The 26,838-nt window shown below is 24.1% G+C and carries 19 protein-coding genes and 1 CRISPR repeat array; of the genes, 3 read left to right on the top strand and 16 right to left on the bottom strand.

Annotated features, from left to right (window positions below; translation table 11 throughout):
• Nucleotides 1-11: 11 nt before the first annotated feature.
• The 10 genes from BN8917_RS01115 to BN8917_RS01070 form a co-directional block, all read right to left on the bottom strand.
• Nucleotides 12-506, bottom strand: coding sequence for a CRISPR-associated protein Cas4 (locus BN8917_RS01115; protein WP_066869406.1), 495 nt, complete (start codon nucleotides 504-506; stop codon nucleotides 12-14).
• A gap of 274 nt (nucleotides 507-780) precedes the next feature.
• Nucleotides 781-5,667: a CRISPR direct-repeat array (repeat unit 30 nt; unit sequence CTTATAAAATATCTCATATTAATGATTAAC).
• A 139-nt stretch (nucleotides 5,668-5,806) separates the two neighbouring features.
• Complete coding sequence (locus BN8917_RS01110) at nucleotides 5,807-8,281, bottom strand: CRISPR-associated helicase/endonuclease Cas3 (RefSeq protein ID WP_066869403.1); 2,475 nt, start codon at nucleotides 8,279-8,281, stop codon at nucleotides 5,807-5,809.
• Between the two features lie 66 nt (nucleotides 8,282-8,347).
• The gene (gene cas5, locus BN8917_RS01105; protein WP_066869400.1) at nucleotides 8,348-9,079 is read right to left on the bottom strand and encodes a CRISPR-associated protein Cas5; all 732 of its coding nucleotides are present in this window, start codon (nucleotides 9,077-9,079) and stop codon (nucleotides 8,348-8,350) included.
• Nucleotides 9,080-9,082: 3 nt separating this feature from the next.
• Nucleotides 9,083-10,030 (bottom strand): type I CRISPR-associated protein Cas7, encoded by a 948-nt coding sequence (locus BN8917_RS01100; RefSeq protein WP_066869398.1) that lies wholly within the window; start codon nucleotides 10,028-10,030, stop codon nucleotides 9,083-9,085.
• A gap of 28 nt (nucleotides 10,031-10,058) precedes the next feature.
• Nucleotides 10,059-11,732 (bottom strand): hypothetical protein, encoded by a 1,674-nt coding sequence (locus BN8917_RS01095; RefSeq protein ID WP_207644753.1) that lies wholly within the window; start codon nucleotides 11,730-11,732, stop codon nucleotides 10,059-10,061.
• Nucleotides 11,733-12,461, bottom strand: coding sequence for a CRISPR-associated endoribonuclease Cas6 (locus tag BN8917_RS01090; RefSeq protein WP_066869393.1), 729 nt, complete (start codon nucleotides 12,459-12,461; stop codon nucleotides 11,733-11,735). It abuts the gene before it with no gap.
• Nucleotides 12,462-12,679: 218 nt separating this feature from the next.
• Entirely contained in the window at nucleotides 12,680-13,615 is a 936-nt protein-coding gene (locus tag BN8917_RS01085) for an HD domain-containing protein (protein WP_066869390.1), read from the bottom strand.
• A 169-nt stretch (nucleotides 13,616-13,784) separates the two neighbouring features.
• The gene (gene msrA, locus BN8917_RS01080; RefSeq protein WP_066869387.1) at nucleotides 13,785-14,258 is read right to left on the bottom strand and encodes a peptide-methionine (S)-S-oxide reductase MsrA; all 474 of its coding nucleotides are present in this window, start codon (nucleotides 14,256-14,258) and stop codon (nucleotides 13,785-13,787) included.
• A 394-nt stretch (nucleotides 14,259-14,652) separates the two neighbouring features.
• Nucleotides 14,653-16,077 (bottom strand): cation:proton antiporter, encoded by a 1,425-nt coding sequence (locus BN8917_RS01075; protein WP_066869384.1) that lies wholly within the window; start codon nucleotides 16,075-16,077, stop codon nucleotides 14,653-14,655.
• Between the two features lie 384 nt (nucleotides 16,078-16,461).
• The gene (locus BN8917_RS01070) at nucleotides 16,462-18,177 is read right to left on the bottom strand and encodes a transglutaminase domain-containing protein (RefSeq protein WP_066869381.1); all 1,716 of its coding nucleotides are present in this window, start codon (nucleotides 18,175-18,177) and stop codon (nucleotides 16,462-16,464) included.
• Nucleotides 18,178-18,796: 619 nt separating this feature from the next.
• Between BN8917_RS01070 and BN8917_RS01065 the strand changes: the two genes are divergently transcribed.
• Nucleotides 18,797-20,674: an SH3 domain-containing protein gene (locus BN8917_RS01065; protein ID WP_066869378.1), complete on the top strand. Its 1,878-nt coding sequence runs from the start codon at nucleotides 18,797-18,799 to the stop codon at nucleotides 20,672-20,674.
• A 175-nt stretch (nucleotides 20,675-20,849) separates the two neighbouring features.
• Nucleotides 20,850-21,719, top strand: a complete 870-nt coding sequence (locus BN8917_RS01060) for a hypothetical protein (RefSeq protein ID WP_066869375.1) — start codon at nucleotides 20,850-20,852, stop codon at nucleotides 21,717-21,719.
• A 152-nt stretch (nucleotides 21,720-21,871) separates the two neighbouring features.
• Here BN8917_RS01060 and BN8917_RS01055 read toward each other — a convergent pair whose 3' ends face one another.
• Nucleotides 21,872-22,168: a hypothetical protein gene (locus BN8917_RS01055; protein ID WP_066869372.1), complete on the bottom strand. Its 297-nt coding sequence runs from the start codon at nucleotides 22,166-22,168 to the stop codon at nucleotides 21,872-21,874.
• Nucleotides 22,169-22,362: 194 nt separating this feature from the next.
• On the opposite strand from BN8917_RS01055, the gene BN8917_RS01050 reads away from it, so the two are divergent.
• On the top strand, nucleotides 22,363-22,887 hold the full coding sequence (locus BN8917_RS01050; RefSeq protein WP_066869369.1) for a hypothetical protein: 525 nt from the start codon (nucleotides 22,363-22,365) through the stop codon (nucleotides 22,885-22,887).
• A 68-nt stretch (nucleotides 22,888-22,955) separates the two neighbouring features.
• On the opposite strand, the gene BN8917_RS01045 is transcribed toward BN8917_RS01050, so the two are convergent.
• The 5 genes from BN8917_RS01045 to BN8917_RS01030 all read right to left on the bottom strand — a co-directional run bounded on the left by BN8917_RS01045 (nucleotide 22,956) and on the right by BN8917_RS01030 (nucleotide 26,687).
• Nucleotides 22,956-23,288 (bottom strand): hypothetical protein, encoded by a 333-nt coding sequence (locus BN8917_RS01045; RefSeq protein ID WP_066869366.1) that lies wholly within the window; start codon nucleotides 23,286-23,288, stop codon nucleotides 22,956-22,958.
• Between the two features lie 241 nt (nucleotides 23,289-23,529).
• Nucleotides 23,530-23,907: a hypothetical protein gene (locus BN8917_RS01040; protein ID WP_066869363.1), complete on the bottom strand. Its 378-nt coding sequence runs from the start codon at nucleotides 23,905-23,907 to the stop codon at nucleotides 23,530-23,532.
• A gap of 292 nt (nucleotides 23,908-24,199) precedes the next feature.
• Complete coding sequence (locus BN8917_RS14265) at nucleotides 24,200-24,355, bottom strand: hypothetical protein (protein ID WP_159426714.1); 156 nt, start codon at nucleotides 24,353-24,355, stop codon at nucleotides 24,200-24,202.
• A 125-nt stretch (nucleotides 24,356-24,480) separates the two neighbouring features.
• Nucleotides 24,481-25,455 (bottom strand): ROK family protein, encoded by a 975-nt coding sequence (locus BN8917_RS01035; RefSeq protein WP_066869361.1) that lies wholly within the window; start codon nucleotides 25,453-25,455, stop codon nucleotides 24,481-24,483.
• A gap of 35 nt (nucleotides 25,456-25,490) precedes the next feature.
• On the bottom strand, nucleotides 25,491-26,687 hold the full coding sequence (locus BN8917_RS01030; protein WP_066869358.1) for an MFS transporter: 1,197 nt from the start codon (nucleotides 26,685-26,687) through the stop codon (nucleotides 25,491-25,493).
• Between the last annotated feature and the right edge of the window lie 151 nt (nucleotides 26,688-26,838).

Here is a 26,838-nt window from a genome sequence, read left to right as displayed (position 1 = left end):
TATTTCCCCCTTTATATATAACAATATTCATAGTAAGAACATTTCTTACACTTATTTTCAAAACTAACTATTGGAGGCTCTTCTTTACTTAATAGATACTTTATATTCTCTATTATCTCCTCAAGTTTTTTATTTTCTAACTCAGTTAATTCTTCATAATAAACTTTTTTGTCCTTTTTGTTTTTTTCTATAAATTCTATTTTCCCTTTTCTTTCAATTCCTTTTTCCCTTAATTTTTTAAGATAAAATAAAACTTGCCACTTAACAGCGTCATAATCAGAATCAGATTTTTTTACTTCAACTAAATATTTACTAGTAAGCTTATCTACTCTTATATTATCAATCTTTAATTCAGTATTTTTATATTTTTCCTTATTAACTTCATGTAAAGCTTTACCTATCTTAACATCTTCACTATTACTTTCTAAATTAACTCTATTTCCATGTAACCAACATTGTTTCTTACAATGAAAAAAATAATTAATTAATGTACCATTTACCTCCATAATCCCTCCTAAATATACATATATCTAAATTTTAACTAAGTTAATTATTTTTATACATAAAAAAAGAAATTATATAAATATAATTTCTAAAATATTAAATATTAACTATTAACTGTAACAATAAACTTTGATTCCATTTTATAAAATATTATATATTAATTATTATTCTTAAGTCTTAACATATAATAATATATTTATACTTATTAAAATCTTATATTCTAATTTAAGTTAATTTTAAAAGATAGCTTATATTCTTATAAAAATTTTTAATCAATATATAAAATATTTCATATTAATGATTAACAAAAGGTGGGATGAACAAGATAAGCTTGTAGAAGACTTATAAAATATCTCATATTAATGATTAACTATGCTGCCTAATAAAACTAATTTAAATATTGTTGACTTATAAAATATCTCATATTAATGATTAACCACAGGGAAATAATTTTAACAGACGAAGAGGTAAACTTATAAAATATCTCATATTAATGATTAACATTTTATTATACTATTAAACCTAGATATATAATCATCTTATAAAATATCTCATATTAATGATTAACACGGTAAAACACAAGCTAATTTTTGTTATAGTTTAGCTTATAAAATATCTCATATTAATGATTAACAATAAAAATGGATAGAAAAAGAATGTATTTAAAATTCTTATAAAATATCTCATATTAATGATTAACTCAAATTCAATATTAGCCTCTATAGGATTTAATCCCTTATAAAATATCTCATATTAATGATTAACACTCCAGCTGAAACAAGCGATTGGAATATATCTTTCTTATAAAATATCTCATATTAATGATTAACTTTATTTTTCATTTTTATTCCTCCACCTTAAAAATTCTTATAAAATATCTCATATTAATGATTAACCTTTATATCTAAGTTTTAAAAATTCGTTGAAAGCCTGCTTATAAAATATCTCATATTAATGATTAACTCTCTTTTCTCAATTATTACATATAATTCTTCTAATCTTATAAAATATCTCATATTAATGATTAACTTTAAATCGGCTATTCTATACTTGTAACTCTCTATTCTTATAAAATATCTCATATTAATGATTAACTCTAGTAAGTCCAGTAGATAAACAGAAATAAATACTTCTTATAAAATATCTCATATTAATGATTAACCCTAACATTCTCACTCCATATCCTTTTGCAAAGCTCCTTATAAAATATCTCATATTAATGATTAACCTCAAAACCTTATCAACACGCATAAAGACTTGACTCTTATAAAATATCTCATATTAATGATTAACAAAGATAATAAGAAGTGTTTAGAAACTGACTTTTGCTTATAAAATATCTCATATTAATGATTAACAAAGTAAATGGAGGTCATTCAATATGTATTTAAAAGGCTTATAAAATATCTCATATTAATGATTAACATTACAAAATTAGACAGAAGGCATTCCTTTGAAAACTTATAAAATATCTCATATTAATGATTAACGAAAGAATTCACCAAGATAGACCCTATTTTAGCCTACTTATAAAATATCTCATATTAATGATTAACTAAACTCTTTCCTGTTCTTGCTAAAATCAAACTATACTTATAAAATATCTCATATTAATGATTAACTAATACAGATCTATCTCCAAAAGAAATTAAAGTAGACTTATAAAATATCTCATATTAATGATTAACTCCAGTTTATCGCTGCTTATATAACCATTTTTTAAACTTATAAAATATCTCATATTAATGATTAACATATATTAACTGGTAGATTAAACTATTGGTATAAAACTTATAAAATATCTCATATTAATGATTAACCGCAATCACCATCATCATCCCAATCCATAGGAGTACTTATAAAATATCTCATATTAATGATTAACTCAAGAGTGCTTAAAGCAAGGAAGGATAACTATAGCCTTATAAAATATCTCATATTAATGATTAACGGTTTTAGAGATGGAACAACTATATTATATACAGACTTATAAAATATCTCATATTAATGATTAACGCATCTATCTCGTAGCATAAATTATTGTTATTACCACTTATAAAATATCTCATATTAATGATTAACAAATTTTATAAGATATCATAAGAATTTATTAAGAGACTTATAAAATATCTCATATTAATGATTAACTTTATATTACGATACAATTTTAAAAACAAAAAATGTCTTATAAAATATCTCATATTAATGATTAACACACATAGCTTTATGGGGCTATGTGCATAAAAAATATCTTATAAAATATCTCATATTAATGATTAACCCTATTGGGCTTTTATATTCTGCTAGGAGAAATAACTTATAAAATATCTCATATTAATGATTAACCCTGCTTATACCTTTACTACTCCTAATATATTATTCTTATAAAATATCTCATATTAATGATTAACATTTATAATTGAAGTGCCAGTCCTATATGTTGGAAACTTATAAAATATCTCATATTAATGATTAACAGTCCTTGGACTTGAGTTTATAATAATATTAGGAGGCTTATAAAATATCTCATATTAATGATTAACCCAAGTTTTTTATCTTTATAAAATCCAACTTGTCCACTTATAAAATATCTCATATTAATGATTAACAAAGGTACTTTAGAATTTATTCGTTACTCACTTCTCTTATAAAATATCTCATATTAATGATTAACCCTCGGGATTTTCTTCTTTATCAAGAATTAATTCCCTTATAAAATATCTCATATTAATGATTAACTACATTATGTACCATCATCTGTGCTGTTGGAGACATCTTATAAAATATCTCATATTAATGATTAACGAACAGCTAATAAAAAAACTAAAAGAAGCACGATTCTTATAAAATATCTCATATTAATGATTAACAAGATGGAGTAGAAAGAAGAAGATTTAAAATAGACTTATAAAATATCTCATATTAATGATTAACTTAGATATTATTTTAGTTCCTTTAATATGGATATTCTTATAAAATATCTCATATTAATGATTAACGACTTTAAAGATTTTGGTTCATTCTATGCATTTGCCTTATAAAATATCTCATATTAATGATTAACAATAATTCAAAGATTATATTCATTTTTCAATACAAACTTATAAAATATCTCATATTAATGATTAACAGAAGAATCAAGTTATTTAACTTCTTTAGTTCCTAACTTATAAAATATCTCATATTAATGATTAACAAAGAAAACTGGAAGAGTAGTAACAGATATAATTTTCTTATAAAATATCTCATATTAATGATTAACATTAAATCATTTTCATCTGTCCCACCTTGTTCTTTGCTTATAAAATATCTCATATTAATGATTAACCAGAAGCTTGAAGAAGTCCTTGACATAGCTGATTACTTATAAAATATCTCATATTAATGATTAACATTTTATATGTTTCTTCCTCACCTTGAACTATAATGCTTATAAAATATCTCATATTAATGATTAACCTATCACTTATTTCAATACATTTACCCATTTCAGGCTTATAAAATATCTCATATTAATGATTAACAGACATCTTACAAAATCTTTTTTATTTACAATTTTTCTTATAAAATATCTCATATTAATGATTAACTTTGAAATTGATGGAAATAAAAAGTATAATGCAATCTTATAAAATATCTCATATTAATGATTAACATATGAGTTAGGGGATATTATTACTATAATTGATTCCTTATAAAATATCTCATATTAATGATTAACGGGGTATAGTTGTGTTAATAACAAATTTTAATAGCTTATAAAATATCTCATATTAATGATTAACCCAATTAAAATTAAAATCATTACCTTGTGATATAAGCTTATAAAATATCTCATATTAATGATTAACGACTTGTCTTTTTTACATATAGTCCTACTAATGCACTTATAAAATATCTCATATTAATGATTAACGTTGTCTTAGCATAGAAAAAAGGTATTTTAAGTCGTCTTATAAAATATCTCATATTAATGATTAACTCTGGTTTATTATCATTATTAAGTTCAAATAAATCCTTATAAAATATCTCATATTAATGATTAACTAATGCAATACCAAATCAATGGCAAAGATTTAGTGGCTTATAAAATATCTCATATTAATGATTAACGAAGTATTTTTGGACAAGTTGGAACTTGGAATCCTAACTTATAAAATATCTCATATTAATGATTAACTTCTCCTTGTACTCCTGTAAGAATTGCATCATAACCCTTATAAAATATCTCATATTAATGATTAACAGTCCTTGGACTTGAGTTTATAATAATATTAGGAGGCTTATAAAATATCTCATATTAATGATTAACATAGATACTCCTAACTTTTCAATTTATTTATTATAGCTTATAAAATATCTCATATTAATGATTAACGTATTACTTAATACCTCTTCTATTATTTTAAATATCTTATAAAATATCTCATATTAATGATTAACAAAGCAAAATTATGAAAACTTTAAAACTGGTAACTTATAAAATATCTCATATTAATGATTAACTATGATTAAAGTTAATAGAAGAAAGAGCAAAGAGTTCTTATAAAATATCTCATATTAATGATTAACATATAAAGAGAAGTAGGTATGTAAAACATAAATATAACTTATAAAATATCTCATATTAATGATTAACTAAAGAAAAATTAATAAGAGGATCTGTTTGGTTCGCCTTATAAAATATCTCATATTAATGATTAACTTAAATTAAAAACAAATTATTTTTTAAAAAAGTGTCTTATAAAATATCTCATATTAATGATTAACTTCAATCACCCCTATTAATTTACTTTATAATATTATCTTATAAAATATCTCATATTAATGATTAACTCTAAAAACATCAGAATTAAGAAAAATGTTACTTAACTTATAAAATATCTCATATTAATGATTAACTGTTTATTCTTTCTTATATTAAGAGAACCATCAATCTTATAAAATATCTCATATTAATGATTAACTTAATTTTAGCTTCTATAACATTGTTTTCTATAGTCTTATAAAATATCTCATATTAATGATTAACGCAGCTAGTTATATTGCAGCAGGTCTTTCTAAATGCTTATAAAATATCTCATATTAATGATTAACGACAAAAAGAACTTGTAAAAAAAATAAAAAAGTTAACTTATAAAATATCTCATATTAATGATTAACAATAGTAAAATAGCCATCTGTGAAAATTAATATATACTCTAAACAGCTTATTTACTTAACTTCTCAAATTTTTTACCAGCGATACATCATTTTAAAGAACCTAGTATTTTCAATACTTTTTAGAAATCACCTGGTAAATTTAAAATATATCACTATTTGAAAAAAGTGCTTCTAAATTTAATTCACTATCCTCTGTTACACACCCATTTTCATCTAAATCAAAATAGCCATAAGCATTTTCAACTATGTTCCAATTAGATATTCTATCTATCACATCTACTTTATCAATATCATATAAATTTATTGAATATATAAATGGATCAAAAGCTTTTCTAAATTTACTTAATTTTATTTGTTTTTCTGCATATGATATTTTTTTATCTTCTTTTATTTTTATATATTCTTCTATAAGCTCAGCAGAGTCGACAACCTCTCCACTTTCTTTATATTTATATCTACATTTAATTAATAAATCTTTTTTAAGCTCTTGTGTTATAAGTTTCATATTATTATAAACCTTAATAAAATTTAATTCTCTTAATAACTTTTTTAATTCATTATAATTTTTTATTTCCTTCTTTTTTAAACTTATATAAATTTCTTCGTACAGTTTATCAAATTCTTTAGTTTCAAATCTTTCTCTACACTCTTTATCCTCTAAAGTTCTTATAATTCTATAGTCTTCATCATATACTTTTTCTTGCTCATCAACTTTATAAAAGTATACCTTTCCCTTATTTCTAAAGTTTCTTTCTATTCTTCCACAAAATTGTTCATCAGCATCAAATATAGCTATATTTTTAAATCCAATATTCATATCTATATCAACCCCAGCTTCAACACACTGAGTTGCTACTAATATTACTTTTTTTAATATATAATCTGATTTATCATTACCATTAAACTTTTTTAATTTAGAAATTATACTTTGCTTCTTTACATTAGATGTATTTCCCTTTATCTGATAAACTTCAAATCCTTTATCTCTATATCTCTTCATATAATTATATATTTCATCACAAGTTTTAGTTTTTATAGTTCCTATAAGAATTCTTCCTTTTCCTTCAACACCTGAAATCTCCTCTACCTTTTCATATAAAGTATCAAGAGTATTTTCCTTATCAAGCAAGGAGAAATCTGAATCTACTCTAGTTTTAAAAAATTCGTAATAATAGTCTCTTCTATCTATAAGATTTTTTATTTCATACTTTTCTTCTAAAAGTACATCTAATTTAGGAAGAGTTGCACTCATCATAATAACTTTTATATTAAGAATATCTGAATACTTTTTTAAAAAATTAATTATTGGTATCCATAATTTATTCCTATAGCTTTGAAGTTCATCTATTATAATTACACTATTAGATAATAAACTCATCATTAATGAATGTCTTCTTTTAGGAGAAAATAATATATCAAATAACTTAACATGACTAAGAACTGAAAAAGGATAATTAATAAAAAGGTTGTCCATATAATCTTTTTCATATAACTCTTCTAAATCATCTATTTTATCATCTTCATCTTTAAACTCTTTAATTATATCACTAACTATAATTTCTTCCTTAGAGCTTATTAGTGCCACATCTTTAATATCATTACTTATAAATGATTTAACATCCTTATAAGTTTGTTCTATAATATTTATAAATGGAGCTATATAGTAAATTTTATTATATTTATCATTTATAAGATTTAAAGAAAGATTTAAACTTGTAATACTTTTTCCTGAACCAGTCGGAGCTTCTAAATAAAATAAATTTTCATCTAAATTCTTAATTAAGTTTTTTTCACTTTCTAAAAACATCTCAGATCTATATTTATTTAAAGTATTTAAATTAATATTTCCCTTCGAAAATTCCCTAATTCCCTTAACTATATTATTATTTTCAAATCTATTTACGAACTCACTCTTTTTTATATCATCTATAAGATTTAATTTAAATTCTCTTCCATTACTAAATTCATATACTGCCATATAATCACATGTAACCAAAACTGAGAACATATACTTTATAAAAATACTTAAATTAAATTCATCTTTAAATTCATATATTATATCTTCATAGAAGTCTAAAATTTGTTTATTAAATCCTAAATAAAAAGCTTTTTCATATTCTATATTAAGATTTTCAATTTTTTCAAATAACTCTTTAACATTACATTTATCAATAGCTCCATGATGTTTAGCTATAATAAATGAAGATATACAAATTAATTTTTTATATGCTGCTCTTATTTCTCTTTTATTTTTATTTAATGTTTTTTTGAAATGTTCATCAATTAAAGCTTTATATTTTTCTAAAAAATAATAGGCTGATATAATTGAATGTTGTTCATTCACTTTATTATAATCATAACTTTTAAATTCCTCATTTCCTAAGTAAGCTTGAAAATAAGGATTTCTTTTTCCATAATCATGCATAGATATAATATCTTCTATTAAATTCTGCACTATACTATAATATTCTTGCATTTTATTTTCTTCTAAAATCCTATTTAATAAGTTTTTTAGTATAGTTTTACTTTCTTTTTTAGATTCTAAAATAGAAAAATTTTTTATTACTCTATTTTCATGATCCTCTAATTTTTCACCTGGTCTACTTAAATACATTTACTATATCTCCTTTATATTTATCTATAAATTAAATATCATATATTAATTATTGACACTAAAACTCTATATAAAGCTTATAATTAAATCTTTGTATCTGCAAAAGATACCATTATTCACTGAAATATAGCAATTTGTTAATACAAACTTTTCTATCTTATACATACTTAATTCATTTAAAGCAATAGGCATATAATCTATTCTTTTAAAAATCCTATCTTTAGCTTCATCATATTTCTCATTTTCAACTTCATATATATCAGAGTACTTAAGTATACTCTCACAATGCTCTATTTCTTCATAGTTATCTATCATATCAATATCTATAAACTCTACATTTTCTATGATAGCTCTATGTGATGTTTGCCCTAAATATATAGGATATTCACTAGTATACTCTTTTAAATTTGAAACTAATTTATCCCATAATTCTTTTTTAATATTTTGTGACTGTATAAAAATAGTCCATTTAGGGTTCTCTAAATATTGTCTTGTTATTATTTGATTCATACCATCCTTATTTGCAAATCCTGTAGCATTAGTACTTTTATCAATAAACTTTCTAAATTTAGATTGAAAAGGTACTATTGCAACTTTTACATCTTTTAGCTCTTTCCACCACTCTATATATCCAAGCTCTCTTTCTTGCATTCTTCCTTTTAATCCTATAATCGCTCCAAGTATCCCTAAAATTGTTGTCTTAGGAATATGTTCATAAGTGACTTCTAAAGCTATATTAAGCTCTGGATTTTTAAAAAATGCATTTTGTCCTCCAATATCAAATTTTAATACTTTCATATTTTATAATTCCTTTTTAGTTATTATATTAAATAGCTTAACATCTTCTATATTATGTTTCAGCTCTACAATATAAGGGTTATAATAAAGCTCTACACTCTTAATACTTTCTTTAAGATCATTTACTATTGCAGATAAATCTCCAATATCATATATTATTTTTTCTTCCTTATATACCTTTACATATCTATCTAGAGCATTTAAATTAATTTTATTTTTTATATCATCTTTAGTTTCTATATATAAGGCAAATGAATTTTGACAACCAGTTTTAGATTTTGAATTATAATTTGAAACTGCAATCATTGAAGCATCTTTAAACGCTTTATAATCTTCTTGCGTATATCCCTCAAAGCCATCAATAACACCAACATATTGTTCATATTCATATGGATTTATAACAATACTGTGAAAATAATGTGCTTCATCTACTAAAACTTGTTCTCCTAAAGTATTATTTTTTAGTTTTTCATCATCTTCGTTAGATTTTTCTTTTTTCTTATTATTATCTGCTGAAAAAGGAGCTAAAAGTTCACTTATTATTTCTTCTGTCTCTGCATATTTATTATGACCAAAGCCTATTTGATTTGCTCCCATTATTCCAAAGTTTGGCGATAAGGCAAAAGTACATCCAAATTGTCTTATATCCATAAATTCTTTAAATAATATTGATTTAACTTCATTTTCTGTTATTTTATTTTTTAATTCTTGTCCTGTCTTAGATTCAAATGATTCTTTTAAATTTCTAACTCCTTCTTCTCCAACACTTCTCTTATATAATATTTTATATCCATCTTTTTCAAGTTGATGTTTTATAGCAAAACCTAAAGATTGAGGTGATGCATATATTTCACCTAGTGAATTTTGCTTTGGCGATTTATCAAAAGATGCATTGTAATTTCCATTCTTAACACTTATTCCTATAAGCCCATAAACCATATTTTTTTTCATTTATAATTTCTCCTTTACCCTTTAAATCTTATTTATTATTTTCTTTTAGTTTTATATAAAATATATTTTTATCATATAAACCAATTAAGAAATACTTTTTATCTTCATTTGTAAGCATACCTGAAGACTTCATATTTAATAATAACTGTGCAAAAATTATATTTTCTCTTCCATTAAGATTAATATCATACCCATACTTATCCATAGAATTTTTAAGTAAAGTTATTATTCTCTCATAACTATTAGCCTTATGGTAAGCTCCTATAAGCTTATTAGTTTTTGTTGTAGCCTTACTTTTACTAACTAAGTAATTTGCAAGTTGTCCTGCTAAATACATAATTTCATTATTATTTTCAAACTCTAATCCATCTTTATAATTTTTAATCTTTTCTTTGATTACTTTTTGTATATTTTTCACCCTTTCTCTCCCTCCATCATTATAAAAATAATCTTCTATACATATTTTAAAGTTTATAATTTTTTTCATCTTAAAAAATGCATATTCATCATTTGATTTTTCTAAGCTGTTATAATCAATAATACTATCTATAATTTTGTCTAAATTATATTTAAAAGCCTCTTTATCTACTATATAAAACTTTGGCTTTTTCTCTATTTCGTCAAATATAGATTCTTTAATTACTTTATTAAATCTATAATATATAAGCTTCTTTTTTGTATTATTTTTATCTAATACAGTTAAACTAAAATCTACGTAAGCATTTATACTTTCTATTAACTTTGAATAATTAGTAAGTTGCTCTGCTTTTATTCCACTAGATAAAATATCCTCTATTAATATATATCTATTTAAATTAATCTCGTCTTTTAAATTATAATTTTCACTATCAAATCTATAAGGATCTTGTTCATAATTAAGTACTTCCTTATCTTTAGGGTTAAACTCTAGAAAGATATTATTATATTTATTTTTTGTTTTTGCAGCAATTTGAAGATATCTTTTTAAATTAAAAATATTTATAACATCTTCTTTTGTATATAGATCTATTTCCTTAACTCTTCCACCTATATTATTAAGCAATGGCTTATCATCATTTACAGTAGTAAAGCCACTATATCTTCCAACTAAACCTTTAAAAGTCTCATCTATTATTTTTTTTGCTGGTTTATCTCTTATATCATCAAATAATCTTTTTTCTAAATATTTTTCATATTCTATTTTATATTCTTCTACACTCTTATCTAAAAAAATAATAATTTTCTTCTTCTTGCAATCGTATTTAGAAAGAACATCTAAAATAGAATCTATATTTTTATTTAAATATTCATTCTCAGCCTCTAATTTTTGCATATAATCTAAAACTGAAAGTTTTAAGATTTCATTTATACTTAATTCATCAAGACCTTTCTTTTTTCTATCATCTATCTTTTTAATAAATGCATCATAATTAAAAATTATAGAATATTTAGATACACTTGTTATTCCTCTTGCTCCTATCCCTCTAGGACAAATAGCTTTATTTTTATCTATCCATTCCACATATGCTAATCTTCTTTTAACCCAATCTATTAATTCTAAATTTTTAATTGTTTCTTTTTTATCTACTTGTAAAACATCTATTTCACCTTTTTCTGATACTTTTAAACAGATGCTATTTTTTATAACCATCTCCTCTTCTATAGTTTTATTGATGATATCTATTCCTATATTATCTATAAGTTCTCTTAACAACAGCTTCACCTACCTTATATAATTTGCTTTAACAAATCCTGCTCCTAAACTACTCCCCTTTTCTAAAATACCTAAAACACTAGCAAAGTTCCCAATATCTTGAGCTAATACATTATCTTTTATACCTACCTCAAATTTATATCCAAGCAGTTTAATCCCCTTGTAATTAATAATCATAGCCACATCATTCTTTCTTTTTATATAAGAAATAACATCATTTTTTTCTATATTTGAATCAAGATTATTAAAATACTTATACTTCTTAATTAAATTATTCCATATAGCATCATTTATAATATCATCACTATAATTATTTGCACTCCAGCTTATAGATTTATTATTTTTATCTCTTATAGTTGCTACTGCTGGGGTTATATTAAATAATTTATCTATTTTTCTATGTGTATATATTTTTATATCAATTCCTACTACAGCAAATTCTTCAGTTTCTGTTTTAATTAGAGCTACTTTAAATGTATCTACCATTTTTTTATCATATGTTCTAATCATTATTCTGTAAATATCATTTTGTTTATAAATTCCATCTTGCTCAATAGGGTATAAATGTGAAAAACTGTATCCTTTAAAGGAATTCTTCCTTATATGAATTTCTTTTAAATATTTATCTTTTTCCATTGAAAAATTTATAAGTTTACTTAATTTTTCTCCACAATCAGTTCTATGGATATCTTCCTTAACAAATAAATTTACAATTAATTCATAATACTTTTTTTGCAATATATTTCCTCCTAAAAAATTAAACTAGCATAGTTTCAATACATTAACATCTTCTTAATTTTAACATAATATGTAATAATAGTATATCGTTAGATTATTAATTATTTCTTTAGACACAATAATTAATTTACAAATAAAAAAATCTTATATTATAATCAAAATTTTACTTTTAATCATAATATAAGATAATTAATACTTTCTAAACCATATACCTATATCTATTTTGCCTTCGTATCAGCACTATATAATAATTCTAATTTTCTAAATCTATCTATCCCTATATTTTTAATTAACTTCTCTTTACCTTTTTCACTACCTCTTAAATTAAGCATTCTCATATGCAATTGAACTAAAGTAGCTATATCTAAAATTCTTTCTTTTTCAAAGTTTAAATCCATTAAATAATTAATTACTAATTGAGCAGATACATTTTCATGTCCTATATATCTAGCATATTTACCATTGAATTCCTTACAATAAGGCTTTCCTGTATCATGGAACATAGCAGCTATAATTAAATCTTCATCATCCGCAATTTCACTTACATATTTATATACATAATACATATGTGTTCCAACATCATGGCTATGATAAGGATTATCCTGATTAAAGCCTATTGCTTTTGAAAAACTTTCATTTTTCTTTAATTCATTTATATAATCATCATAGGTTAAGTTACTAGTTTTAATTTCTTTATTTTCTCTTTCTTTAATATCTCTTATAATTTTTATTTCATCCCAGCCTTCATGGTACATTGGTATTTGTAGATTTTTAAAAATTTTGCTCATAGAATCTCTTGAAAACTTCTTTTCACTATTACTATTAAAAGCTAAACTATCATCTATATCACATGCAAAATAAATACATATCTTTTCTACATCATTAAAATCACTTAAAAACTTTTGTCTTTTCTTAGAATTTATATCTCCATACTCATATAATACATCCATGCCATCTTCTAGATATAATTTAGATTTCTTTGCCATCTCCTCAATTATTTTTTCTCTATCTATTTTTCTTTTTTCATCACCATATAATTCTTTCTTTATATTATTAAATGATATTAAAACACTTTTATCTGAATTTTCTTTTATATAATCATCTTTCTCTTTACATGGTAATCCAACTAAATAATATATCCTACTTTTTTTCATAATATCACCCCTTATAATATTGAAAACACAGCTTAGTAAATCACTATATTTATATCTTTACTACATTTCTTATTATTTCGCCAGTTGTTTTTATTATTCTTTTAATTATTTTAAAAAACTTAACTAAGTTTTAAAAAATAAGAGGTAAAATAAATTTACCTCTTACAAACTAATCTAATTTTATATGACAATAACCTTTAGGATTTTTCTTTAAATATTTTTGATGATATTCCTCAGCTTTATAATATTTTTCAAGTAATTTTACCTCTGTTACAACAGGTCTATCATATTGTTTTTGAATCTCTTCTTTACTTTTATTTATAATAATTAAATCTAATGGATCTAAATAATAAATTCCTGTTCTATATTGACTTCCAACATCATTCCCCTGTTTATTTAATGATGTTGGATTTATTACTGACCAAAATTTATTTAATATTTCTTCAAGAGAAATTATATTTTCATCATATTTAATAAGACAAGCTTCTGCATAGTTTGTATTTCCATAACATATCTCTTCATAAGTAGGATTTTCAGTTCTTCCATTAACATAAGCAACTTCTGTATCAACCACTCCATTTATTCTTGAAAAAAATTCTTCAATACCCCAAAAACATCCACCTGCAAGAACTATTTCTTTCATAAAAAATCACCTCTTTCACTTTTAAATTTATATCCTATAAGCTTATATATTCTAATAATTAAATATTTTATAAATGTATTTTTTATATTTTATCATACAATTATTCATACTATCAAAATCTTAAATAGCTCTAAAAATAAAAAACTATATCAAATTAATTCAAATATTAAATCTGTTATAACTTCTTTTTATCTTTTTCAAAAAATATATTATTTATAATATATTACTAGACTAGCTCTATTATTAATTATAATTTTTTATATACTTATCCTATATAAAAAAGCAGACTCACATAAGTGAATCTGCTTTTTACAAATTATTAAACATTATTTTGATATCTTCTTTTTAATAAATCTATTTAAAATTTATATCCATAGTATTTTCATAAAATATTTTAATCTACACTCTTCAATAAATTCATGGTACTATAGACTTCTTCTCTAACTCCAGCTAATATTACTAAATCATTTAATTCTAAAATACTATTAGCTGTAGGCATTATTTCAACATCATTTCTTACAATAGTAAATAATCTACAACCACTTGGGAAATTACAATCCTTAAGTGCTTTGCCAGAATAAGACTCATTTAAAAGAACTACTTCTCTTACTATAATTTTATCCTCATGCTCAACTGATTGTTCCACTTGACTAGAATCTATTATTTTTTCAAATAATATAGGGAAAATTATACAAGATAGTACAGTTGTTAAAATAAATGCTGAATAACCAGCCTGTTCTATATACCCTAGTTCAAGAGCTATTTGTGCTGCAACAACAACAAGACTAAGTTGAGCTGTTAATAACATTGAACCTGATAAACTATTTCTTAAGCCAAACTCTTTCTTTAATAATAAAGAAGGAATTATCTTTACAATAAAGAATATTACTAAAAATATTGGTATCTCAATTAGTGCTTTAGGACTTTGTAATACTGATTTTATATCAACATTAACACCTATCATAATAAAGAATATAGGAATTAAAAAACCATATCCTATACCATCTAATTGATGAGAAATCTCCTCTTTTGCTTTTCCAACAAGTAATGAGAAAATTGTACCTGCTAAGAAAGCACCTAATACTATTTCAGAATGAAGTTTTTCTGCAACTACAACTAATATTAAAATTAAGGCAAAGGCAGCCCTAACAGTTAAATTTAAATTTTTAAAAGCCGCAGCTGAAAAATCATTTATTTTAAGGAAACGTTTAGCAAGTAAATATAATATAAATGCTGCTATAAATATTAAAATAAATTCAAAACTCTTAAAGCTAATACCATTAGTAGCTATTGCTGAAATCACAGTAACTCCAATTAATGTTGTAAGCTCACATACTATACTAAAAATTAAAATAATTTGTCCAAAGCTACTTTTGATCATATTCTTACTTTTTAATATAGGTACTACTAAGCCAGGAGCAGATGCCATAAATATTAAAGCGAAGAATAAAAATCCTTTATTAATCCCAATAGCTTTTAATGAAAAACTAAGTAATATAGCCACCACAAAGGATATAACTATCATTTTTATTGATACCCATAAAGGAGATGTTTTTTTATCTGATGATTTTAAATCATTAAAATCAATTTCAAGACCACTAAGGAACATCAAATAAGAAAGTCCTAGATTAGATAAAAATAATACAGTAACATCTGGGCTAACTATATTTAAACAACTTTTTCCTACAATAATCCCTACAAATATTTCTCCAACTTGATAGGGAACTTTTATTTTCTTTAGTTTTGATACTAAAAAGGGTGTTATAAAGGCAACAACCGCAAGTATAAATAAAGAATCATAGTTTAATACCTCATTCAATTTATACACCAACTTTCTATATGTTCTTAAAAGTAATAATATAGTAGATTTAAAATAATTTCAATTAAATTAAAAAAATATAAGAAAATTTAACAACTTTATAATAAAATTTGTAAAAACAGAATTTATCTTCTATATGAGTAAGATTATGATATAAATTATATTTACTTATATATATTTTATTTAAAACTGATAATTTAATAAAATAAATATGATTAAAAAACTTAGAAAAATACTATTATTAATATGATTTACAAAAGATATATCAATTATTAATAAAAAATAAAAACCTGAAAATATATACTTAAATTTTATATTAAGTATATATTTTCAGGTTTATAAATTTATATATTTATTAAAAGTATCTTACACCTAAAAAAATTACTATTTACTACTTACTATTTTATTAAAAGTATCTTTAATCTTTTTTACAATTATTTTAGGCTTTGATATATTGATAGTTTCACTATTTGGTGTAACTGCTGCAAATCCTTGTGTTTGAATTGTCCCACCTCTATGTGTTGCATTAAAATGTTCTGGATTATCAAAGTAATCTAAATTACCCCAAGTTTTATCAGTAGTTTCAGTATAAGGTTGTCCATCTATATAAACTGTTTTAGAACCTAATTGAATTTCTGTTATTGTATTTGGATTAAATATATAACTTAAATTACTCTTAGGCATTCCAGCTCCACCTTCACTTACAGGTGTATATGCGTCTGAGGCTAAAGTACAGTCAACATTTATCCAACCACCTAATGATGGAAGATATACTTGATTCCATGCATGGCCACCCCATTTATCACTATTTAATCCACCATTTGTATATCCTGTAATAGTTCTTACTTCAAGCCCTACAGCTCTACACATATCATTATATAATGCACTAAATCCTTCACATATACCTGTTCTATTATTAAATGTGTAAACTGCTGTAGATTCTTCTGCAAATTGACTTTGGCTTAGTTGTCCTGCTTTTTGCTCGTTTTCTAAATTATTATCATAAGTTATATTTTGAGCAATCCATTGATATATTGCCTTAGCTTTTTCTACATTAGTAGTTTTATCTTTACAAATTTCATGAGCCATATTAGCTATAGCTGGTGAAGTTTCTTCTTCTTGTGCTACTGTCTGTCCATTTACAGGTGTATTAGTATTGTATGTTACTTGTCCTTCAAAGTCTTTTCCAACTGAATACACTTCTTGTTCTTGAGATTGTGGAGCCCCACCAACTTTATAATTAATTTGATATGATGTTGGTTTTTTAATAACTTGTGATAAATATTCACTATTAACATATCCAATTATACCGTTGTAATAAACTTTATAATAATTATCTGACATACCTATTACTTTAAGAGTTGTTCCTGCTTTTACTTGATCTACAATATTTGCATTTGATTCTTCAGGAGTAGATCTTATATATACTTGATTACAGTTAACTACATTTGCTTCATATAAAGTAATTGGCTCGCCTGGGAAATTAGTTTCTGTAATATTTTGTGATACTTCCCATCCTATTTGTCCATTTGCTGTTTCAAATTCAAGGAAACCTTGATCTTCACCAATTATTTTAACCTTTGTTCCTGTTGGCATTCCATATGAAATCTCCCAATTATCAAGGGCTTGAACTGATTTACCATACATCCCCCCATTATTCATATATCCATATCCAGGATTTGTCTCACTTGGTTTTTGCATTGCATTTATTCCCATTCCATATGATGGATCAGTTATAATCATCATATTCTTAGGAATCCAACCTATTTGCCCATTAATTGTAAGAACTCTATAAAAATTATTTGCTTCTCCTATTATTGTTAGATTTGTAGTTGAATCACTAAATTCAAATCCTGGAGCACTATTTAAAAATGGTTCACTATATGCATGAGTAAGATCATGAGAAGTATATCCATCTACTCCTCCTTGCCAAGGATATATTATTGATGGAGCACTAAGTTCTGGTCCACTATATGTAACTCTAAATCCTGTTTCTGACATTTGATCATATAGTTCTTTTCCTGATGTAGCTTGGTTACATGAGCTATATATAGCTGCTTCTTTATAATTTGCTGGATTAATATTATGAGTATTTATCATCTGTTTTATCTCCTAACTATTTAGTTTATATTTTTTAGGTAACTTAATTTTCTATATTAAAATTGGTAATTATAATTCTCACTAAAAAATCCGAACTAATATGTAACTAAACTAATAAACTATATTAAATATTGTCACTTAAATTATTTAATATAATTTACTATTTAATTAATAAGCTTATAATTACTATAATATAGAAATTAGTTTTCCTGTTATTTACTATATGATTATTTTCTATTTTTTTCAATATATATAATTTGTTAAATTTATGTATTTTTATTTAAAATTATTATTTTTTTTTAAATAAAGTTAAATAAACATATTAATAACGCTATTATTTTTGTATATTAATTCAAATATATAAAAAAACATATATGTATCATAATTTTTTACCTATATGAAAATATAATTCAAAATAGACAATATATTTATTGTTTTTACAAAACAAAAACAATTTATTTAAAATTATTTTACACTTTTATTGCTTTTGTTACTTTTATTTTATATTTTAGCAATTAAATTTACCAATTTATTTCTTTTAAAAATTTGTCCATGTAAATAATTGGTGATATATTAAATTTAATAATTATGTTATTTACGGTAAACAAAGGAGAAAACTATGAAAAATGTTAGAATTTTAGTAATGGCTGCTATCGCTACAGTTGCTTTAACAGCAGGAAGTATTATGCTTAACTCACATAAAGCATATGCTGATACACTGTCTGATTTAAATGGACAATCAAGTTCACAAATTACATCTAAAGATACTAGTAGAATTACAAAGCCAGCAAATTTTGCTGCAACTAATAATTTTGCTTCTACAAATAATATTAGTGAAAATTACTACGTTTATAATATACCTGGGATTCAAAGAGTTAGATATGGGACAAGCGGTGAAGGAAGACCTCTTTATTATTATAAAATAGGAAATGGAAGCAAAACTATTATTGATAACTTTGCTATACACGGTTTTGAAGATTCATGGGATCAAGATGGTTATCAATTAACTAAAATGGCACATAGTTTAATTAACAAACTTAAAGCTCAATATGATGTTTATGGTTTAAATGATTGGTCAATTATTATTATTCCTGCTGCAAATCCTGATGGAGTTTTAGATGGTTGGACAAATAACGGACCTGGAAGATGTCAGATTACAGATAAAATTGACTTAAATAGAGATTTTCCAACTTTCTTTAAACCTGAATATAACTCAAGAAATTATACAGGCTCAACACCTTTGGAAGCTCCAGAAGCTAAAGCTCTTGCAAATCTTGTTTCAAAGATAAGTAGAGAAAGTAAAGATACTGTTCTTATAGATACTCATGGTTGGCTTAATATGACAATTGGTGATTATTCTGTTGGTAGATATTTTGATAAATATTTTGGATTTAATGAAAACAGAGGATATATTCCTACTGGTCATGGATACCTTATAAGTTATGGACATGCACAAGGTGCTGAAGTATCACTTGTAGAACTACCAGATACATATTCTACATCTCAAATTACTTCAAGAAATTATATAGGTAAAATGTATGATTCAATATTAGATTTAGTTGTTCATGGAACAAATCTTCAATTTATGAATAAGAAAGGTATAGTTGTTAATACATCAATACCTTTAAATATAAGAAGTGGAGCTGCAGCTTATACTTATAAACTTGGAACTTATGAACCAGGTTCTACAGTACACATAGTAGGTAAAATAGGAAATTGGTATAAAGTTTATAAAGAAGGCATTGGTTATGCTTATGTTTCAGCTGATTATATAAATATAATAGGAAATTGGACAGGTTCAGCTACTCCAACTCCAGATAAGCCTCAAACTCCATCAATAACTGCACCTAGTCAATATACTACCGGAACAGTTGTAAATACTGATATACCTCTTCATATAAGACAAGCTGCTTCTACTAATTCCGCTATTCTTGGAACTTATGAACCTGGTTCATCAGTTAAAATAGTTGCTAAAGAAGGTAATTGGTATAAAATTTATAAAGATGGTATAGGCTATGCTTATGTTTATGGCTATTATATAAATGAAAGTCCTACAAATAACAATAGTAATAATTCAAACGCTCCTGAAAAATACACTACTGGAACAGTTATAAATACTGATATACCTCTTCATATAAGACAAGCTACTTCTACTAATTCTGCTATCCTTGGAACTTATGCTCCAGGTTCATCAGTTAAAATAGTTGCTAAAGAAGGAGATTGGTATAAAGTTTATAAAGATGGTGTAGGTTATGCTTATGTTTATGCTTATTATATAAATGAAAATTCTTCAAACTCACAATATCAACAAGGAAGAGTTGTAAATACTAATATTCCACTTCACATAAGACAAGCTGCTACTACTAACTCAGCTATAGTTGGAACTTATTCTCCAGGATCAACTGTAAATTTAGTATCATATTCAAATGGATGGTATAAAGTTTATAGACAAGATATCGGATATGCTTATGTTTATGGATACTATATAAGTAAATAATAAATATATAAAAAATAAGGAATCTAAAATTCTAGATTCCTTATTTTAAATTAATATTAAACATAATATAAAATTTATTATTATATTTCTAAAAATCATAAAAAATAAATTTAAAATCATATTAAAACTTAAATATCAAAAAGTTATTTAATAAATATAAACAAAGGAAGAAGTTATGAAAAAAGTAATAGTAATACTTATATTAGGACTTTTAGTATTCTTTATTGGAAAAGCTTATGTCTCTTCTAATAATAAAAGTTCTATAGAAAATAATAATTCTAATCAAGTAAGTACTACAAGTGATAGTAATAAAAATAATAGTTCAAATAATAACACTACTAACTCAGCACTTACTCAAACACAAATAAATAAACTATCAACTAAAGCTATGCTTTATGAGTTTAATACTCTAGGTAAAAAATATATGACAAAAAATCAACTACCTAACAATTATTCTTATGGAATAGAAAATCATTTTGTAAGTGGATATCATCTTAATACATCAGGAGTTAAAGTTATAATTAGTAATCAGCAAAATATAAGTGGGAAAACCTATTATAAGGTAAAGCTTATGTATATTCCTTATGAAAAATATGGACAAAATTTTGCTACTTTAGATATATTCTATATAGATTTAGATGGAAATGTTATACCTGATAATAATGCTAATACAATTTTAAATTCAAATCCTAATAGTGATGTAACTGCTGCCATAGAAAAACCCCTAATAACTCCATTAATGTATCAAAAATTAATGACTGGAGCAATGAAAATTCAAACACTGTCTACATCTAAAGATTTTGTATTTAATCAAAGTAAAAGTAATATTTATGGTAAATTTACAAGTATAGTAATTTTAAATGGAACTGCTTATTATCGTATGACATTAATAGATTCATCCCTGCAAGGAGCAGTCGATCCTGATATTAGTATAGTCTCAGCTAATCAGTTTGTATATATAACTGGTAATGATATACCTTTAAATATACAAAATGAATTAACATATATACTAAATAAAGCACTAGATAGTAAAGTATCTAAGTAAATCTATAAAAAAATATTTTATTTTAAAATCAAATATTATATAGTTTAATATAGTTTTCTAATAAAAAATAATAATTATATTCTCAAAGATAAAGCTAGTAAAATTAGAATTAATTTTACTAGCTTTATTTTTTAATTTTCTTTTTTAATAAATTAAAATATTGTAGATATTATTGTTAATATAGCACAAATAGCTAAAAATATTATTCCTAGCTTTAGACCTTGTTTTGCATAGAGATCATCTTTATATTTATAGCCTATAAAAATTGATAAAATAGCTAAGGAAATTGAAACTATTGTATATGGGAATAATATTCCTAATATATTTAATATATATTCCCCTATATATTTATCACCTATAGCTGAAAATTGAAATATTACTACAAATATAGATATTACTAACGATAGACTCCCTATTCCTAACTTTTTTAAAACTATCTTTTCTTCCATAAATTTCCCCTTAATTTTATTATATTCAATTATCCACATATTAATATTATATATCCTATACTTATATAAAATCTATAGCTATAACCATATAAGTACCTACTTATTACTAAATAAAAACTTTATATTTTTAAGCATATTATATTTTTTATTTTATAGAATTACTATGTAGTGATTTTTTTAATAAGGGGTAAAATATGAATTATAGAAAATTAACTGCAAGCATCTTAATAGCTATATGTTTAGTTGGAACTCTTAGTGCTTGTGGAAAAGAAGAGGCAAAAACAGATAAAGCTAATGAAATAACAAAAACAGAAAGTAGTGAAGATATTACAGATTCTAAAGATAAGAAAGATGAAAAAAAAGATAAAGTAAATGTTACTATAGATGAAATAGAATTATTAGATTTTAAAGTAAAAGAGCCTGATTCTATAGGTACTGTTTATATGGAATGTAAGTTTAAAAATAATTCTAAATACACTATCACATATATTGATTATGAATATAAAGTTGATGATGAAAAAACATATTTATCATCTAGCGATACCTTACTTCCTGGAGAAGTAAGCTCTTTAACAGAAACATTTGGCCCTAAAAGTGGAGAAATTAAAGATGCCCAATTGCTTAAGACATCTATAACCTTTTTAGATGAAGATAAAAATGAATATTATACAGATTATGATGTTAAATTAGATTCATACGAAACATTTAAAGCTGAATAAAATATAGAAAAATAAACCTAAAAAGTTTAAATAAACTTTTTAGGTTTATTTTTTATTATAGCTATATATTATTTAACTAAATCTCCAGTAATTAATTCTTTCATTTCACTCCATAAGCCTAAAAACTTTCCTATATGAACATTTTCCTTTAAATATTTAAAGCCCTCCATAGTTAAACCTTCACAAGAAAATCCTATTAATATATCATCTTCCCACTCAGCCTTATAATTTATTACAAGATCCTCATACTCTATAAATCTACAATCTCTTTCTAATTCATTTTGAGTAATTTTACAAATTCTAATAAGTTCTTCATTACTTACATATTTCAATAAATTTTCATTTATATGAGCTAATATCTTAAATACATCCTTTTCAGTATTAAAAAAGTCCTTTGACATCTATATCACTTCCTTAAAGTTAATTCCATATAAATTAAATCTTTTTCTATAATTAATGATATAGATATTAAAATTTATTTCAAATTTATAAATTTATTATATTCCTAAAAACATAGAAAATACCAAAAAAGATATTATTATTTAAAATAATATCTTTAATAGATTATTATAAATTAGGATATTTTTCTCTATTACCATAAAATATATTTTAATCTTTACTTTTATCTATTAGCCGAACAAATTATTCTTCTTTTAAAGTATAAAATCTATCCCGTTTTTTAAAAGTATAAATAAATGCGCCTAATGAATAGAAAGTATTAACTATATATGGTTGTATATTATATCTAGTCATTTGAATTAAACTTATACTAAAAAATAAAGCAGAGTATATCATCATAGTCCAATACCCCCACTTGGTTTGTTTTAAATATCCATATGCCATTATCAATGAAAATATCATAATAAAAACTCTTACTATTATTTCTGGTATACCTGGAACTCCAAACCTCATATTAAAAGGTACTGCTTGCTCTGTATTTAAAGATATTAATAATACAATTGCTCCAGCAATATAATTATAACCTATATATGATATTCCAAGAGGTCTACTCCTTTCCATTTTATTTCCTCCTTCAACTAAATTATTCTTATTTTTATATTATTATTATATCCTATAACTTCCAATTAAAAAAAGGAAAGTAAACTACTTTCCTTTAACAATTTATTATATCCTTTATTTTAACTTCTTCTTACTAAAAAAATAACTTAAATATAACTCTGTTTAAATTACTTATAATAAAAAATTTATTTAACTTTCCTACATATTATATATATTTATTTAAAGACAAATCCCATCTTGTTTATTACATATATCATAGTAAAAATAATTTTTAAGTATTAATTTTCTTACTCTAAATAAGTAAAACCACTTTTTTTAAAATCTCTATACTATTTATTTTCTCTAATTCATCCTTATAATAATTTTTCTCTATAAAAGAACTATTATCTAAAATATTAAGTTCTTTTTTTATTTCTGTACTAAAACCTTTAAAGATAATCCCCTCCATGTTATTTTTAACTCTTTTATATAGTATTTAATACCCCTTAATTTTATTATATCATATTTTTTTAAATAAAAAAAGACTATATTAAAATAGAATATTCTCTATTTTAATATAGTCAAAATTTTATATTATGCTTCTAATTCTTCATCTCTTTTTTTACTTTCTAATAAAGCTAATGAAACTGCTCCTAGAACACCTGCATCTCCACCAAGTTTTGCACGAACTATTTCACATTCTTCATGAATAGTTTTAAATGTTCTTCTCTTTACAATTTCTCTTACTTTATTAAATAGGACATCTCCTACATTTGTAACTCCTCCACCTATGATTACCATTGATGGATTAAATGCTACCATAATGTTTCCTATTCCTATTCCAAGATAAGTCATTGCCTTATCTACTATTTCATTTGCAACTGCATCACCATTTGCAGCTTCTTTAAATACTTCATATGAAGTTATAGTTTCATAATTTTTTAAGCTAGTTTCAACTTTACTTAAAACAGCTTCTCTTGCTCTTTTAGCAATAGCGGTTCCTGATGAAATAGCTTCTAAACAACCAAAATTACCACAACCACATATTGGACCATTTGGATCAAGTGTCATATGTCCTATTTCTAATGCATTAGAATTTATTCCTCTATAAACTTGTCCATTAAGGATTGCTCCTCCACCTACTCCAGTACTTACTGTAACGTAAACTATATTATCTTTACCTTTACCTGCTCCTAGGACATATTCTCCTATTGTAGCAATATTAGCATCATTATCTAAATAAATATCTACATCTTCAAATTTCTTCTTTAAATTTTTAATTAATTCAAAGTTTTCAAATGGTAAGTTAGGACTTGTTATAATAATTCCTTCATCTAAGTCTAAAACTCCAGGTGATCCAATACCTATGGCTTTAACTTCATCTAAAGTAGATCTACCTTCTACCATAACTTTTTCTATAACGTTTATTATATTATCTAAAACTCTTTTTTCACCTAGTTCTGCTTCAGTTGGAATAACAAATAAACTTTCTACCTTACCTTCTAAATTTGCTAAAGCACAGCTTATTTTTGTTCCTCCAAGATCTATTCCTATTACATGTTTTTTCATAACCAAACACCATCCATAATCAAAATTTTTTAAATTTATGCGATTTTTCTATTTTGTAATTTTAATTTTCCAGCTCCAATTATAATACAAGCTATTATAAGAGAAGCAATTGCTATTGGGAAAACAAATCCTGTATTTCCACTACTAATTAAATGTCCACCAACTTGATTTCCTATAATTTGAGGAACACATAAGAATACATTGTTTATTCCCATATATTCACCTAATTTTTCTTTTGGTGCAACTTCAGGAATTAAAGCGTAAAATACAACTTGAAGTATTATAAATCCTATTCCTGATAAAATTGTAAATGCCCATAACATTGGTATATTAAATACAAATACCCCAACTACAAAGCTTATTCCATATATAAGACAAGCTATAAATAAAATAACTTGTTTATTTCCTCTATCACACCACATTCCAACAAATACTGAAAGTATTAAACCTACAAAAGTAAATCCTGTTAAAGCTAAACTTACATCTGAACTTGAGAATCCATTTACTTTATGGAAGTATGTAACCATATAAGGCATTATAAGTCCATATCCTAAATAAAAGAAGAATGCTGTCATAAATACTCTCATTGCAGCACTATTTTTTAAGAAATCTAAACTTAATTTTGCTGGTTTTTGGAATTTTTTAGGATCTTCCTTTATTACAAACATAGCTATTAATGTTGGAACAAGTAATAATGTTAACACTAATATAAATGGATACATATGATTCTTATTATATAAATAAACCCCACAGAAGAAGAATATAACTCCACCTAAAGATAATAAGAATTTACCCCATCCATTAACTAAACCTACCTGCTCTGGTTCAACAGATTCAGGCATTAATGAGAAATAAGGTCCTTGGTAGAAGTTTACAACTGCATATAGTAATGTTGCAAAAATAAACATTTCTATATAAGTATTTGATACTCCTATCATAAATAAAAATATTGCTGCGAGTATGGTTCCTAAAATAACCCACGGCTTTCTTTTTCCTATTCTTGTATTAGTTCTATCACTTATTATACCTGCAATGTATGGCATAAATATTCCAGTTATTGGAGCCATCATTACTATATTAGCTATTCCATTTGCTGAAGTTGTAGTTGTTCCTATAAGCATAGGAATTACTGTACTATTCATATTCCATATAATACCTATCCCCATACTTGGTAACGCTATCAATATAGGGATCCACATGCTAGCTTTTCTTCTGTTAGCACTTTGTTCCATAGCTATAATTTCCTCCTTTGTTTTTCCTTAACTTTTCACTGTAAACGGCAAACGTTTACACACATCTTTTATACACTTATAATAATATACATTTTATAAAAAAAATCAACTTTCTATAAATTTTTTTAAAAAACAAATAATAATTTTTTTT

Source organism: Clostridium mediterraneense (assembly GCF_900091705.1).
In the GTDB taxonomy this organism is placed as follows: domain Bacteria; phylum Bacillota; class Clostridia; order Clostridiales; family Clostridiaceae; genus Sarcina; species Sarcina mediterraneense.
This window is presented reverse-complemented; position numbering and strand designations above follow the sequence as displayed.

Excerpts from the sequence above, each read along its gene's own strand:
- BN8917_RS01115 (WP_066869406.1), bottom strand. The coding sequence starts at position 506 with ATGGAGGTAAATGGTACATTAATTAATTATTTTTTTCATTGTAAGAAA.
- BN8917_RS01110 (WP_066869403.1), bottom strand. The coding sequence starts at position 8,281 with ATGTATTTAAGTAGACCAGGTGAAAAATTAGAGGATCATGAAAATAGA.
- cas5 (WP_066869400.1), bottom strand. The coding sequence starts at position 9,079 with ATGAAAGTATTAAAATTTGATATTGGAGGACAAAATGCATTTTTTAAA.
- BN8917_RS01100 (WP_066869398.1), bottom strand. The coding sequence starts at position 10,030 with ATGAAAAAAAATATGGTTTATGGGCTTATAGGAATAAGTGTTAAGAAT.
- BN8917_RS01085 (WP_066869390.1), bottom strand. The coding sequence starts at position 13,615 with ATGAAAAAAAGTAGGATATATTATTTAGTTGGATTACCATGTAAAGAG.
- msrA (WP_066869387.1), bottom strand. The coding sequence starts at position 14,258 with ATGAAAGAAATAGTTCTTGCAGGTGGATGTTTTTGGGGTATTGAAGAA.
- BN8917_RS01070 (WP_066869381.1), bottom strand. The coding sequence starts at position 18,177 with ATGATAAATACTCATAATATTAATCCAGCAAATTATAAAGAAGCAGCT.
- BN8917_RS01065 (WP_066869378.1), top strand. The coding sequence starts at position 18,797 with ATGAAAAATGTTAGAATTTTAGTAATGGCTGCTATCGCTACAGTTGCT.
- BN8917_RS01060 (WP_066869375.1), top strand. The coding sequence starts at position 20,850 with ATGAAAAAAGTAATAGTAATACTTATATTAGGACTTTTAGTATTCTTT.
- BN8917_RS01055 (WP_066869372.1), bottom strand. The coding sequence starts at position 22,168 with ATGGAAGAAAAGATAGTTTTAAAAAAGTTAGGAATAGGGAGTCTATCG.
- BN8917_RS01050 (WP_066869369.1), top strand. The coding sequence starts at position 22,363 with ATGAATTATAGAAAATTAACTGCAAGCATCTTAATAGCTATATGTTTA.
- BN8917_RS01045 (WP_066869366.1), bottom strand. The coding sequence starts at position 23,288 with ATGTCAAAGGACTTTTTTAATACTGAAAAGGATGTATTTAAGATATTA.
- BN8917_RS01040 (WP_066869363.1), bottom strand. The coding sequence starts at position 23,907 with ATGGAAAGGAGTAGACCTCTTGGAATATCATATATAGGTTATAATTAT.
- BN8917_RS14265 (WP_159426714.1), bottom strand. The coding sequence starts at position 24,355 with ATGGAGGGGATTATCTTTAAAGGTTTTAGTACAGAAATAAAAAAAGAA.
- BN8917_RS01035 (WP_066869361.1), bottom strand. The coding sequence starts at position 25,455 with ATGAAAAAACATGTAATAGGAATAGATCTTGGAGGAACAAAAATAAGC.
- BN8917_RS01030 (WP_066869358.1), bottom strand. The coding sequence starts at position 26,687 with ATGGAACAAAGTGCTAACAGAAGAAAAGCTAGCATGTGGATCCCTATA.